13 protein-coding genes and 2 riboswitches are annotated in these 12,747 nt (G+C 74.2%); of the genes, 6 read left to right on the top strand and 7 right to left on the bottom strand.

Going from position 1 to position 12,747, the window contains the following annotated elements; genetic code table 11:
* Position 1: 1 nt before the first annotated feature.
* Entirely contained in the window at positions 2-1,138 is a 1,137-nt protein-coding gene (locus H9X71_RS11135; RefSeq protein WP_191147154.1) for a zinc-ribbon domain-containing protein, read from the bottom strand.
* A 48-nt stretch (positions 1,139-1,186) separates the two neighbouring features.
* Between H9X71_RS11135 and H9X71_RS11130 the strand changes: the two genes are divergently transcribed.
* Positions 1,187-1,741, top strand: a complete 555-nt coding sequence (locus H9X71_RS11130; RefSeq protein WP_191147153.1) for a GNAT family N-acetyltransferase — start codon at positions 1,187-1,189, stop codon at positions 1,739-1,741.
* A 3-nt stretch (positions 1,742-1,744) separates the two neighbouring features.
* Here H9X71_RS11130 and H9X71_RS11125 read toward each other — a convergent pair whose 3' ends face one another.
* Together H9X71_RS11125 and H9X71_RS11120 are read right to left on the bottom strand one after the other, a co-directional pair.
* Entirely contained in the window at positions 1,745-2,149 is a 405-nt protein-coding gene (locus H9X71_RS11125; protein WP_213003948.1) for a ChaB family protein, read from the bottom strand.
* 107 nt (positions 2,150-2,256) lie between these two features.
* Positions 2,257-2,655, bottom strand: coding sequence for a hypothetical protein (locus H9X71_RS11120; protein ID WP_191147152.1), 399 nt, complete (start codon positions 2,653-2,655; stop codon positions 2,257-2,259).
* 89 nt (positions 2,656-2,744) lie between these two features.
* Between H9X71_RS11120 and H9X71_RS11115 the strand changes: the two genes are divergently transcribed.
* Positions 2,745-3,515, top strand: coding sequence for a copper resistance CopC family protein (locus H9X71_RS11115; protein ID WP_191147151.1), 771 nt, complete (start codon positions 2,745-2,747; stop codon positions 3,513-3,515).
* Between the two features lie 16 nt (positions 3,516-3,531).
* Here H9X71_RS11115 and H9X71_RS11110 read toward each other — a convergent pair whose 3' ends face one another.
* Entirely contained in the window at positions 3,532-3,894 is a 363-nt protein-coding gene (locus H9X71_RS11110) for a BlaI/MecI/CopY family transcriptional regulator (RefSeq protein ID WP_191147150.1), read from the bottom strand.
* Positions 3,895-4,020: 126 nt separating this feature from the next.
* Between H9X71_RS11110 and H9X71_RS11105 the strand changes: the two genes are divergently transcribed.
* The 4 genes from H9X71_RS11105 (at position 4,021) to gcvP (ending at position 9,394) form a co-directional block, all read left to right on the top strand.
* On the top strand, positions 4,021-4,473 hold the full coding sequence (locus H9X71_RS11105) for an SseB family protein (protein WP_191147149.1): 453 nt from the start codon (positions 4,021-4,023) through the stop codon (positions 4,471-4,473).
* Between the two features lie 135 nt (positions 4,474-4,608).
* Positions 4,609-4,695: riboswitch (glycine riboswitch) on the top strand.
* Position 4,696: 1 nt separating this feature from the next.
* Positions 4,697-4,790: riboswitch (glycine riboswitch) on the top strand.
* 43 nt (positions 4,791-4,833) lie between these two features.
* On the top strand, positions 4,834-6,054 hold the full coding sequence (gcvT, locus tag H9X71_RS11100; protein ID WP_191147148.1) for a glycine cleavage system aminomethyltransferase GcvT: 1,221 nt from the start codon (positions 4,834-4,836) through the stop codon (positions 6,052-6,054).
* Positions 6,051-6,422 carry a glycine cleavage system protein GcvH gene (gene gcvH / locus H9X71_RS11095; protein WP_119433811.1) on the top strand — a complete coding sequence of 124 codons (372 nt, stop codon included), beginning with the start codon at positions 6,051-6,053 and terminating at the stop codon, positions 6,420-6,422. Before gcvT ends, gcvH begins: the two co-directional genes overlap by 4 nt.
* Positions 6,419-9,394 carry an aminomethyl-transferring glycine dehydrogenase gene (gene gcvP / locus H9X71_RS11090; RefSeq protein ID WP_191147147.1) on the top strand — a complete coding sequence of 992 codons (2,976 nt, stop codon included), beginning with the start codon at positions 6,419-6,421 and terminating at the stop codon, positions 9,392-9,394. Before gcvH ends, gcvP begins: the two co-directional genes overlap by 4 nt.
* Before the next feature lie 114 nt (positions 9,395-9,508).
* Here the strand turns inward: gcvP and H9X71_RS11085 are convergent, their stop codons facing one another.
* The 3 genes from H9X71_RS11085 to H9X71_RS11075 all read right to left on the bottom strand — a co-directional run bounded on the left by H9X71_RS11085 (position 9,509) and on the right by H9X71_RS11075 (position 12,458).
* Positions 9,509-11,107, bottom strand: a complete 1,599-nt coding sequence (locus H9X71_RS11085; protein WP_191149162.1) for a solute symporter family protein — start codon at positions 11,105-11,107, stop codon at positions 9,509-9,511.
* Between the two features lie 20 nt (positions 11,108-11,127).
* Entirely contained in the window at positions 11,128-11,535 is a 408-nt protein-coding gene (locus H9X71_RS11080) for a DUF485 domain-containing protein (protein ID WP_191147146.1), read from the bottom strand.
* Positions 11,536-11,642: 107 nt separating this feature from the next.
* Positions 11,643-12,458: a CPBP family intramembrane glutamic endopeptidase gene (locus tag H9X71_RS11075; protein WP_425321398.1), complete on the bottom strand. Its 816-nt coding sequence runs from the start codon at positions 12,456-12,458 to the stop codon at positions 11,643-11,645.
* Positions 12,459-12,747: the final 289 nt, after the last annotated feature.

The raw sequence follows: 12,747 nt of genomic DNA, 5'->3' as shown, positions 1-12,747 counted from the left end.
GTCAGCCCGCGGCGGCCGACGGCGGGGCCTCGCGCAGGTATGCGTCGACGAACAGCGGACCGCGGATCTCGCGGAGCCGGTCGAGCAGCTGATCCACCGTGCCGCGGGTGAGGCCCGAGACGCACAGGTCGTAGGGGCCGAGGGGCGGCAGCTTGCCCGTGCGGATGCGGATCACCTCCCACCCGGCGGCCCGCAGCGCACGGTCCTTGCGGCGGTCGGCCTCCTCGCGCCGGCCGACGTGCTCGAGGCCGTGACGGCCCGTGGAGTCGTACTCGATCGCGACGCGCAGCTCGGGCAGCAGGATGTCCGGCCACGCCTCGAGGTGCTCGAAGAACGGGCGGGCGAGGCGGACGGCGTTGAGGCCCGGCGTGTGCTCGAGCCGGGCGGCGAGGTCGTGGCGGAGGCGCTCCTCGACGGCGGACGCGGGCGGCGGCGCGCACGCGCTCGCGAACGGCTCCCCGACGGGGAGGTCGGGCGTCCTCGCGCAGACGGCGGGGGAGCGGCGCGGCCGGGTGGGTGGCGGGGCGGCGGCAGCAGCGCGGCGCTCCGCGGGGGCGGGGGCGGGGGCGGGTGCGGATGCAGACGCGGTCGCGTTGGGCGTCCCGTCCTTCCCGCGGCGTTCACGACCCGCGCCGCGCGGCGCGGGCATCCCGTCACGCGACCCGCGCCGGCCCCGCGGCGCCCCGGATCCCGACGGCGCGGCCCCGACGGGAGCGTCCGCCGCCGCGCCCGCCGTCGCACCCGGCACCGGGGATCCCGCCACCGGCCCCGCCACCAGCGGCGACGCGCCCGCCCACCGCACCTGATCCGCCATCGGCAGCACGGGCGTGCGCGGCGCGGCCGCCTCCGCGCAGTCCGGGCACCACGACGACCGCCGGCGCTGGCGGCCCGGCCGCATCCGCTGCTCCTGGGGCGTCGCCACGAAGACGTGCCCGACGTCGCACTGCCAGGTGAGGAGCACGTCGGCCGCAGGCGGCACCTGCGTGAGCGTGATGCCGCGGTTGAGCTCGGGGTGGTACTGCCGGATGAGCACGGGGAACGACGCCCACGCCTCGCGGTAGGTGCCCACCGGGTACGGCACGTCGAGGCCGCGCGACCAGCGGCGCCGCGCCCACCACGCATCCACCGGCTCGGGCATGCCGTCACGGTAGGGGGAGCCACCGACGTCGCCCCCTAGCCTGGGGCGATGCCCGACCTCGCGACCGACCGCCTGCTCCTCCGCCGCTTCACCGAGGCGGACGCGCCCTTCCTGCTCGACCTGCACTCCCGGCCCGAGGTGCAGCGGTGGATCGGCACGGGGGAGGTGCACACGGATCCCGCCAAGGCGGTCGCCCGCGCCGCCCGCTACGCCGCCCTCGAGCACCCGGTGCGCGGGATCTGGGCGATCGCCGACCGCGACGGCGGCCCGCTGCTCGGCACGCTCCTGCTGAAGGACCTGCCCGCATCCGCCGCGCCGCTCGCCGGCGACGACCCCGCCCCGCGCGACGCGCCGGAGCAGGGCGAGACGGAGATCGGCTGGCACCTGCACCCGGACGCCTGGGGCCGCGGCGTCGCGACCGAGGCGGCCCGGCGGGTGCTCGAGCACGCGGCCGCGGGCGGGCTCCGGCGCGTGCTCGCGGTCACGAACCCGGCCAACGCGCCGTCGCAGGCGGTGTGCCGGCGGATCGGCATGCGCCCGCTCGGCCGCACGCGCGCCTACTACGACGCCGAGTGCGAGCTGTTCCGCGTCGACCTGGACTGACCCTCAGCCCTCGCGCTCGCGCGCCCTCCGGGTCTCCCGGTCGTTCGCCTTCCGGATCCCGTCGACCAGCTCGTCCTTCGTCATGCGGCTGCGGCCGCGCACGTCGAGGCGTCGCGCGACCTCCATCAGGTGCGCCTTCGACGCGTTCGCGTCCACGCCGCCGGCCGTGCCCGCGCCGCGCCGCTCGGCGCCGTCGTCCGACGGGCCCTTCTCGTCCTTCGCCTCCCAGCGGTCGCCGACCTTCTCGAAGCCGTGCTTGAGCGCGGCGTAGGCGGTGCGCTCGGCGCGCTCGCCGGATCCGTACTGCTCCTCGGCCGCCGCGTGCGCGGCTGACCAGGTGGCCTGCGCGTGCTCGGGGGAGCGGCGGATGGTGCTGGGCATGTCGTCGTCGTCGTCGTCGGGGGCCACGGATCCTCCTCGTGCTCGGGCGGTCGCGCGCGTCGCGCTCCCGCTGTCCCTCCCACCCTGCCCCTCCGCCGTCGCGGGCGTCGAGGGCGTCGATCCCGGCGCGTGGATCAGGGCACGTACTCCTGCGACCAGTAGTCGGCCTGCACCTGGAGGAGCGACCCGTGCGGCTCCGCCCGCAGCGAGATGGTGCGGGGGTCCCAGGGCGTCCCCGGGATGCGCGCCTGCGGGGTGGTTCCGAGCGCGGCCGCGAGCTCGTCCACCGTCATCTGCTCGGGAGGACGCACGGAGAGGAGCAGCCAGCAGCCCCCGGACGCGCACTCGACGCCCTCGTCGACCACCTCGCTTCCCTCCGGCAACGGGATGGACGAGGCGGCCGGCACGTCCCCCTCCGTCGCGAACACCGAGAGGGTCGCGTACCGGGCGAGCATCAGGAGCACGACCGCGGCGACGACGACGGCGAGCGCGATCAGGATCCGGCGGCGGCGGCGGGGGCGGGTGTCGGTCATCGCTCGTCACCCTAGCGAGCGCGTGACGCCCGGTCGTGATGCCCGCCGCCGACCGTCGCCGCGTCCCGCGCGCAGGGGATGATGGACACATGGCGTCTCCGCACCACCCCCGCACCCCGTCCGTCCTCCGTCGCGTCGCGCTCGCCGCGGGCGCCGCCGCGCTCGTGGTCGGGGGCGCGCTGATCCCGGCGGGCCCGGCCTCCGCGCACGACCGGCTCGTGGGATCCACCCCGGCGGCCGACGCCACCGTCACCGCCGAGCCCGGCACCGTGGCGCTCGACTTCAGCGCGGAGCTGCTCGCGCTCGACGCGCAGGCCTCGGGCTTCGCGATCCAGGTGGTCAACTCGTCCGACGGGTCCTTCCACCAGGACGGCTGCGTCACGGTCGACGGATCCACCGCCACGAGCCGCGTCGCGCTCGGCACGGCGGGCACCTACCAGGTCACCTGGCGCGCGGTCTCGGGCGACAGCCACCCCATCGACGGCACCTACTCCTTCACCTACGCGCCCGAGGGCGACACGGTCGGCACGCCGGCCGTGCTCGAGGCCCCCGCCTGCGGCGACGCCTGGGCGGGCAGCGCGCCCACCCCGACCCCGGAGCCCGAGGGCACCATGACCACGCAGGGCGGCGGATCCGCGGCGCCCGCCCCGACCTCGGACGCGCAGTCCGGCGAGTCCGTGCCGATCGCCGACGCCGCCGAGACCACGCCCGTCTGGGTCTTCGTGCTCATCGGCTTCGCGATCCTCGCGGCCGCCGTGCTCGTGGTGCTCGGCGTCGTGCGCCGGTCGTCGCGCCGGTTCCCCGGCGAGGACGGCCGCAGCGTGGGCGGTCCGACCGACGGGGCCGACGACCCGCGCTAGCCGCGGCGGATCCGCGTCAGCCGTCGCCGAGCGCGCGGCGGAGGGCCGTGAGGTCGTCGCCGTCGAGCGTGCCGGCGAAGCGCAGCAGCGCGGCCTCGCGGTCCTTCGTGGCCGCGAGCGCGCCCGACATGAGCGACGCCGCGTGGTCCGTGCGGGAGCGGGCGGGCGCGAACGTCAGCGAGCGCGCCTCGTCCGAGCGGGTGACGAGGCCTTTCTGGCCGAGCCGCTCGAGCACCGTGAGCACGGTCGTGAGCGCGGGACGCGGATCCGGGATGCGGGCGACGACGTCCTTGCCGGTGAGCGGCTCGTCGGCGTCCCACAGGGCGTCCATGATCGCGGCCTCGAGCTCGCCGCGGGGGCGGCTGCGTCCGATCGGCACGGGCGGCTCCCCTCGGGTCGGGCGGCGGACGGGAAAGGTCGATCCTAACTCCGCCGCGCGCCCGGCCGACGCGCCCGCGGCCGCCGCGATCAGCCGCCGCCCCGGCGGATCGGGCACGATGGGGGCATGACCGATTCACAGGACCGAGAGCCCACCCCCCTCGAGCAGGCCATCGCGCGCGGCCAGGCCGGCGAGTCCGACATGACCGCCGTCCTCACGGAGTTCATCAACACCGTGGTCGTGGTGCCCACCGCCACGCCCCTGACCCCCGAGACCGACCAGCTCCAGCCGGTCCTCTTCGACCGCGAGGGCGTCCCCATGCTGGCCGCGTTCACGCACGAGGACCGCATCGACGAGAAGGTCACGAGCGTCGCCGACCACGTCGCGACGATCCCCGCCGCCGAGCTCGTGCAGGCGATCCCCGAGGGCACCGGCCTCGTCATCAACGTCGGCACCACGGACGGCTTCGAGATGATGCCCGAGGGCGTCGCGCAGCTCGCCGACGACGTGCGCCGCGTCATCGACCAGGACGAGGACGCCCCGCAGACGCCCGCCGCCCCGTCGCCCGACGCGATCTGACGCCCGCTCGCGCCCGACCCCGACGCCGTCGCATCCGAGGAGGATGCGGCGGCGTCGTCGCATGCGGACCGCGCGCCGGATCGTCACGCGCCCGAAACGTGCCGCTCGATATGCTGGACCCCATAACACGGCCGCGCACGCATCGCGGGAGAGCTCCTCCGGGAGCACCGAAGGAGCAAGCCTCCCCGCCAATCTCTCAGGTCCACGTACCGCGATGCACTGGCCACTCTGAAAAGCAGCCGCCCCGCGCGGCTCGCCCACGGTGAAAGCACCGTCCTCGGACGGCGCGAAGCTCTCAGGCCCATGACAGAGGGGGAGTCCCGCATCCGGCGTCCGCGCCGGTCACGACCGGAGGACTCCATGCCCGACGCACCAGCCGACGCCGCGCCCGACGCGATGGCCGAGGCGCCGCCCCGCCGCTCCCCGCTGCACGCCGTGCACGAGGCTGCTGGCGCCTCCTTCACCGACTTCGCGGGCTGGCTCATGCCCGTCCGGTACACCAGCGACCTCGCCGAGCACCGCGCCGTGCGCGAGGCCGCCGGCATCTTCGACATCTCGCACATGGCCGAGATCGCCGTGGAGGGCGAGGGCGCCGGCGCGTTCCTCGACTCCATGCTCGCCGGCAGGCTCTCCGCCATCGCCGTGTGGCAGGCGAAGTACACGCTGCTGCTGGATCCCTCGGGCGGCATCGTCGACGACCTCATCGTCTACCGCACGGGCGAGGAGTCCTTCCTCGTCGTCGCCAACGCGGGCAACCACGACCCCGTGCTCGCCGTCCTCGCCGAGGCGGCCGCGGGCCGGGACGACGTGGAGGTCGACGACGCGAGCGACGACGTCGCCCTCATCGCCGTGCAGGGCCCCGTCTCCCGCGCGATCCTCGAGGCCACCATGGGCCTCGAGACCGAGACGCCGCTCGAGGCGCTCCGCTACTACCGCGCGATGCCTGCGCGCTTCGCCGGCCAGGACGTGCTCGTCGCCCGCACCGGCTACACGGGCGAGGACGGCTACGAGCTGTACGTCGCCACCGAGGACGCCGTCGCCCTGTGGGAGGCGCTCGTCGCCGCCGGCACGCCGCTCGGCCTGCTGAACACGGGCCTCGCCTGCCGCGACACGCTCCGCCTCGAGGCGGGCATGCCGCTCTACGGCCACGAGCTCGGCCTCCACACGCTGCCCGTCCAGGCCGGCCTCGGCAAGGTGGTCGCGCTCGCCAAGGAGGGCGACTTCCGCGGCCGCGCCGCCGTGGAGAAGGGCCCGGATCCGGTCGCCCGCGTGCTCGTCGGCCTCGTCACCGAGGGCCGCCGCGCACCGCGCGCCGACTACCCCGTCTACGAGGAGGAGGCCGCCGGATCCGACGCCTCCGCCCTCGAGGCCGTGATGGAGGCGACCGAGGGCGCCGTCGCGCCCGTCGGCATCGTCACGAGCGGCGCCCTCTCGCCCACGCTCGGCCACCCCGTCGCCATGGCGTACGTGGATCCCGCGCTCGCCGCCCCCGGCACGCGCCTCGCCGTCGACGTCCGCGGCACGCGCGTGCCCGCCACCGTCGTGACCCTCCCCTTCTACTCGCGAAAGGCCTCCGCATGACCGATCAGACCAGCCTCCAGTACACCGCCGAGCACGAGTGGGTGCAGGTCGACGGCGACGTCGCGACCGTCGGCATCACGGCCTACGCGGCCGACAAGCTCGGCGACGTCGTCTTCGTCGAGCTGCCCGCGGTGGGCGACGAGCTCTCCGGCGGCGAGGTCGTCGGCGAGATCGAGTCGACCAAGTCGGTCGGCGAGCTCTTCGCGCCCATCGACGGCACCGTCACCGAGGTCAACGACGACGTCGTGGCCTCGCCCGACCTCGTCAACAGCGACCCGTTCGGCGCCGGCTGGCTCGTGAAGGTGCGCTTCGAGGCCCTCCCCGCGCTCCTCAGCCACGACGAGTACGTCGCGCTGGTGGGCGAGTGACCGCCGTCGACGCCGGCACGCGCCCGGCCGCTCCCGCCCCCGTCTCCGCGCCCGACATCGCGGAGGAGTCCTCCGCCTTCGCGCCCGGCGCGTTCGGCGCCCGCCACATCGGCATCGACTCCGAGGCCCGCGCCACCATGCTCGGCGTCCTCGGCCACGACTCCATCCCGTCGCTCCTCGCGAAGGCCGTGCCCGAGTCGATCCAGGTCGACCGCTTCCGCACCGAGGGCGACTCCGTGCTGCCCGAGGCCGCGACCGAGCGCGACGCCCTCGCCGAGCTCCGCCGCATCGCGGGCCGCAACCGCGTGCGCACGTCGATGATCGGCCTCGGCTACCACGACACGATCACGCCCGCGGTCATCACCCGCAACGTGCTCGAGAACCCGAGCTGGTACACGGCCTACACGCCGTACCAGCCGGAGATCTCGCAGGGCCGCCTCGAGGCGCTCATCAACTTCCAGACGATGGTGGCCGAGCTCTCGGGCCTCGCGACCGCGAACGCGTCCATGCTCGACGAGGCCACGGCCGTCGTCGAGGGCATGCTGCTCGCGCGCCGCGCCTCCAAGGCGAAGACGCCCGTGTTCCTCATCGACGCCGACGCCCTGCCGCAGACGCGCGCGCTCCTCGACAGCCGCGCCGCGGCGCTCGGCATCGAGCTGGTCGCGCACGACCTCGCCACGGTGGATCCCGCGGAGCTGCCCGACGCGTTCGGCGCCTTCATCGAGTACCCGGGCGCCTCCGGCCGCATCTGGGACCCGAGCGCCGTCATCGCGCGCGTGCACGAGGCGGGCGGCCTCGCGGTCGTCGCGGCCGACCTGCTCGCGCTCACGGTGATCACCTCGCCGGGCGAGCTCGGCGCGGACATCGCGGTCGGCACGTCGCAGCGCTTCGGCGTGCCCATGGGCTTCGGCGGCCCGCACGCCGGCTACCTCGCCGTGCGCGCCGGCCTCGAGCGGCAGATGCCCGGCCGCCTCGTGGGCGTCAGCCAGGACGCGGCCGGCCACCCCGCCTACCGCCTCTCGCTGCAGACGCGCGAGCAGCACATCCGCCGCGAGAAGGCCACGAGCAACATCTGCACGGCGCAGGTGCTCCTCGCGGTCATGGCCTCGATGTACGCGGTGTACCACGGGCCGAAGGGCCTCCGCGTGATCGCGCGCCAGGCGAACCGGGGCGCCCGCCGCCTCGTCCGCTCGCTCGCGTCCGTCGGCGTCGAGCCGGTCCACGCCGCGTTCTTCGACACCGTCCGCGTCGCCGTGCCGGGACGCGCCGACGAGATCCTCGCGGCCGCCGCGGACGGCGGGGTCAACCTGCTCCGCGTGGACGCCGACACCCTCGGCTTCAGCGTCGACGAGGCCACCCGCCCCGAGGACCTCGCGGTCGTCGCGCGCGCGTTCGGCGCCGAGCTCGCCGAGGACGAGGGCGCATCCGGCGACCTGTCGTCGATCCCCGAGGCATCGATCCGCACGAGCGAGTACCTCACGCACGCCGTCTTCTCCACGCACCGCTCCGAGACCGGCATGATGCGGTACCTCAAGCGCCTCTCCGACAAGGACTACGCGCTCGACCGCGGCATGATCCCGCTCGGCTCCTGCACCATGAAGCTCAACGCGGCCACCGAGATGGAGGCGGTGACCTGGCCCGAGTTCCAGGCCATCCACCCCTTCGCGCCGGCCGACGACGTCGAGGGCTACCTCGAGCTGGTCCTCCAGCTCGAGACCTGGCTCGCCGACGTCACCGGCTACGACACCGTGAGCCTCCAGCCGAACGCCGGCAGCCAGGGCGAGCTCGCGGGCCTCCTCGCGATCCGCGGCTACCACCTCGCGAACGGCGACGACGCGCGGAACGTCTGCCTCATCCCGCAGAGCGCGCACGGCACGAACGCGGCCAGCGCCGTGCTGGCCGGCATGCGGGTCGTGGTCGTCGCGTGCGACGAGCTCGGCAACGTCGACCTCGACGACCTGCGCGCGAAGATCGCCGCCCACCGCGACGAGCTCGCCGGGCTCATGATCACCTACCCCTCCACCCACGGCGTCTACGAGCACGAGGTCGGCGCGATCTGCGAGGCCGTGCACGAGGCCGGCGGCCAGGTCTACGTCGACGGCGCGAACCTCAACGCGCTGCTCGGCTTCGCCCGGTTCGGCGACTTCGGCGGCGACGTCTCGCACCTCAACCTGCACAAGACGTTCTGCATCCCGCACGGCGGCGGCGGCCCCGGCGTCGGCCCGGTCGCGGCGAAGGCGCACCTCGCGCCCTTCCTGCCCGGCCACCCGCAGGCGCAGCGCAACGTGCACGCGCTCGTGCAGGGCGGCGTCGTCTCCACGATCGAGCACGGCGGCGCCCCGGTGTCGGCGGCTCCCTACGGGTCGCCGAGCATCCTCCCCATCAGCTGGGCCTACGTCCGGATGATGGGCGCGGAGGGCCTGAAGCAGGCGACCGGCGCCGCGGTGCTGTCGGCGAACTACATCGCCGCCCGCCTCCGCGACCACTACCCGGTGCTCTACGCGGGCGAGGACGGCCTGGTCGCGCACGAGTGCATCCTCGACCTCCGCCCGCTCACGGCCGCGACCGGCGTGACGGTGGACGACGTGGCCAAGCGCCTCGTCGACTACGGCTTCCACGCGCCCACGATGAGCTTCCCGGTGCCCGGCACGCTCATGGTCGAGCCCACGGAGAGCGAGGACCTCGCCGAGGTCGAGCGCTTCATCGCGGCGATGATCGGCATCAAGCAGGAGGCCGACTCGGTCGCCGCGGGCGAGTGGCCGGCCGACGACAACCCGCTCCGGAACGCGCCGCACACCGCCGAGTCGGTCATCGCGGGGGAGTGGACGCACGCGTACACGCGCGAGCGCGCCGTCTACCCCGTGTCGACCCTCGTGCGCGACAAGTACTGGCCGCCGGTGCGCCGGATCGACCAGGCCTACGGCGACCGCAACCTGTTCTGCGCCTGCCCGCCGCCGGAGGCCTTCGCCTGATCCTCGGCTGACGCACGACGCACGACGCCCGACGCACGACGCACGCACCGACGAGGGCGGCGGGACCCGGGGTCCCGCCGCCCTCGTCGTGCGTCCGGCTGGAGCCGACCGCGCCTAGTGCTCCGTCGCCTTCTCCGCGCCGTGCCCGGTGAGCGACCGCACGTCCATCTCGGCCGCGACGAGCGGGTCCTCCTTGCGCGTCGACGTCACCGTCCCGATCCAGCCGAGCAGGAACCCGACGGGGATCGACACGATCCCCGGGTTGCTCAGCGGGAACCACGAGAAGTCGGCCCCCGGGATCATCGACGTCTCCGCGCCCGACACCACGGGCGAGAACGCGATCAGCACGAGCGCCGTCCCGAGCCCGCCGTACATGCTGAGCACGGCGCCCCGCGTGGAGAACCGCCGCCAGTAGAGGGAGTACAGGATGGTGGGCAGGTTCGCGCTCGCCGCGACCGCGAACGCGAGCGCCACGAGGAACGCCACGTTCTGCCCGTTGGCGCCGATGCCCGCGAGGATCGACACGATCCCGATCACGACCACCGTGATCCGCGCGACCCGCACCTCGCCGTTGGCGGAGACCTGGCCCTTCTTGATGACGCTGCCGTACACGTCGTGCGCGAAGGACGCCGCCGCCGTGATGGTGAGCCCCGCGACCACCGCGAGGATCGTCGCGAACGCGACCGCCGCGATGATGCCCAGCAGGATCGGCCCGCCGAGCTCGAGCGCCAGCAGCGGCGCGGCGGAGTTCACGCCGCCGGGGGCCGCGAGGATCCGCTCGCTCCCGAGCAGCGCGCCCGCGCCGTACCCGAGCACCAGGGTGAAGAGGTAGAAGATCCCGATGAGCCAGATCGCCCAGACGACGCTGCGCCTCGCCTCCTTCGCCGTCGGCACCGTGTAGAAGCGCATGAGCACGTGGGGGAGTCCCGCGGTGCCGAGCACCAGCGCGAGCGCGAGCGACAGGAAGTCGAGCTTCGTGATCCCCGTGGCCCCGTACTGGTTGCCGGGCTCGAGCACGGGCTTGTCGGCCGCGGCGGCCGCCGCGCCCAGCAGCTCCGACACGTTGAACCCGTGGATCGCGAGCACCCACACGGTCATCACGGCGGCGCCCGCGATCAGGAGGCACGCCTTGATGATCTGCACCCAGGTCGTGCCCTTCATCCCGCCGACGAGCACGTAGACGATCATGAGCGCGCCGACCACGGCGATCACGAGCGACTGCCCGAGCCGGTCGTCGATCCCGAGCAGCAGCGAGACGAGCCCGCCGGCGCCGGCCATCTGCGCCAGCAGGTAGAAGAAGCAGACCGCGAGCGTCGTGGTCGCCGCCGCGAGCCGCACGGGCCGCTGCTTCAGCCGGAAGCTCAGCACGTCGGCCATCGTGAACTTGCCCGTGTTGCGCATGAGCTCGGCCACCAGCAGCAGCGCCACGAGCCAGGCCACCAGGAACCCGATGGAGTAGAGGAACCCGTCGTACCCGTTGATGGCGATGGCGCCCACGATCCCGAGGAACGAGGCCGCCGAGAGGTAGTCGCCCGCGATCGCGGTGCCGTTCTGCGGCCCGGTGAAGGAGCGGCCGGCCGCGTAGTAGTCGGCGGCCGTCGAGTTGTTCCGGCTCGCGCGGAAGACGATCACGAGGGTGATCACCACGAACGCGCCGAAGATCGAGATGTTGAGGACGGGATCGCCCGTGTCGGTCGTGGGCGTCGTCGCCATGACGGCGGAGGTCGCCGCGGTCACCGCCGGCCCCCCTTCCGGCGCCTCGGCGGCGTGGACCCGCGCGGCCCGTCGAGCGCGACCCGCTCCCGCTCCTCCAGGTCGGCGCGGATCTCCGCGGCGATGGGGTCGAAGCGCGAGTTGGCCCGGCTCACGTACCAGGTGGTGATCGCGAAGGTCGTCACGAACTGCCCGAGCCCCAGCAGGATCCCGAGGTTCACGTTCCCGATCACGGGCGTGGACATGAACTCGTGCGCGTAGTCCGACAGCAGCACGAACGCGAAGTACCAGACGAGGAACGCCACGGCCAGCGGGAAGACGAAGCCGCGATGCGCGCGCTTCAGCTCCCGGAACCTGGCCGAGTCCTCGACCTCCCGGTAGTCGACGGCCGGCCGGGGGTCCCCGGTCGGATGAGCGGCGTCGCCCATGTGATCTCCTCGAGATGGGGCCGCACCTCGTCGTGCGACGCTCCCAGGTTAGGCACAGGTGCGGCTGATGCGCCAGGGTCGAGCCCCCGGCGTCGCGCGAACACCTGTCACGCGAACACCCCGGGAAGCAGCGCCAGCGCGACCGGGTAGCCCACGAAGCTCACGACGTCGAGGATCAGGTGGGCCACCACGAGCGGCGCCGTCCTGCCGAACCGCACGTAGCACCAGCCGAACACGACGCCCATCACGACGTTCCCGAGGAACGGCCCGTAGCCCTGGTAGAGGTGGTAGCTCCCGCGCAGCACGGCCGCCACGAGGATCACGCTCCACATGCCCAGCCGGCCGCGCCCCCACCCGAGCTGACCGAGCCGGGTGAAGAGGTAGCCGACCACGATCACCTCCTCCTGCAGCGCCGCTCGCAGGGCGACGAGCACGAGCACCGGCACGGTCCACCAGTACGAGTCGAGCGCGGTCGGCACCACGTCGACCGTGATCCCGAGCGCGCGCCCGGCGAGGTAGAGCCCGAGCCCCGGCACCCCGATGAGCGCCGCCAGCCCGAAGCCGGCGGCGACGTCGCGCCCCGGCCGGGAGAGGTCGAGCCCGATGCGCCGGAACGCGCTGCGGCCCGGCTGCCAGAGCAGGAAGAGCACGAGCGCCACCGGCACGAGGGCCGTGGCGACGTCGAGGAGCTGGTACAGGAGGTCGAACACCTGCCGGTCGTTCAGGCTCCGGTTGATGGTGGCGCTCTGCGAGCCGAGCGCCTCCGGTCGCGTCGAGAGGTCGACGATCCGCAGCACCGAGTACACCGCGCTCGCGCCGAGCGAGAGCCCGAGCACGATCGCGACCTCGATCCGGATGCGTCGGCGGGCGGCGGGGCGCAGCGCCGCCGGTCGGGCGACGGCGGGGGAGGGGGCGTCGGGCACGGGCCGATCCTAGGCGCGCGGCCCGGCTGGACCCCCCGAGGGCCCGACGTGGCCGACGGCCCCTCGGACGACGCTATCCGTCGTCACCGACGACCGATGCGAGCGATCCCCGCCGTCCGGACGCACGGATCCCGACCCCCACGCGCGGATCCGCGCGTCCGCGTTACCGGTGTGTAACGTTTGGGCCCAGTTTTTGCAAAGACTCCCAGGCGTACCTAGGGTCATTCTTATCTGCGCGGTCGACCGCACGCACGGTGGGTCCGCGCCATTCCCATGCACAGGAGGAACC

The organism is Clavibacter zhangzhiyongii, assembly GCF_014775655.1.
Taxonomy (GTDB): Bacteria; Actinomycetota; Actinomycetes; order Actinomycetales; family Microbacteriaceae; genus Clavibacter; species Clavibacter zhangzhiyongii.
The sequence above is the reverse complement of the archived record's forward strand: the minus strand, read 5'-3'. Positions and strand labels throughout refer to the sequence as shown.

Excerpts from the sequence above, each read along its gene's own strand:
- H9X71_RS11080 (WP_191147146.1), bottom strand. The coding sequence starts at position 11,535 with ATGGGCGACGCCGCTCATCCGACCGGGGACCCCCGGCCGGCCGTCGAC.
- H9X71_RS11115 (WP_191147151.1), top strand. The coding sequence starts at position 2,745 with ATGGCGTCTCCGCACCACCCCCGCACCCCGTCCGTCCTCCGTCGCGTC.
- H9X71_RS11105 (WP_191147149.1), top strand. The coding sequence starts at position 4,021 with ATGACCGATTCACAGGACCGAGAGCCCACCCCCCTCGAGCAGGCCATC.
- H9X71_RS11085 (WP_191149162.1), bottom strand. The coding sequence starts at position 11,107 with ATGGCGACGACGCCCACGACCGACACGGGCGATCCCGTCCTCAACATC.
- H9X71_RS11130 (WP_191147153.1), top strand. The coding sequence starts at position 1,187 with ATGCCCGACCTCGCGACCGACCGCCTGCTCCTCCGCCGCTTCACCGAG.
- gcvT (WP_191147148.1), top strand. The coding sequence starts at position 4,834 with ATGCCCGACGCACCAGCCGACGCCGCGCCCGACGCGATGGCCGAGGCG.
- H9X71_RS11120 (WP_191147152.1), bottom strand. The coding sequence starts at position 2,655 with ATGACCGACACCCGCCCCCGCCGCCGCCGCCGGATCCTGATCGCGCTC.
- H9X71_RS11135 (WP_191147154.1), bottom strand. The coding sequence starts at position 1,138 with ATGCCCGAGCCGGTGGATGCGTGGTGGGCGCGGCGCCGCTGGTCGCGC.
- gcvH (WP_119433811.1), top strand. The coding sequence starts at position 6,051 with ATGACCGATCAGACCAGCCTCCAGTACACCGCCGAGCACGAGTGGGTG.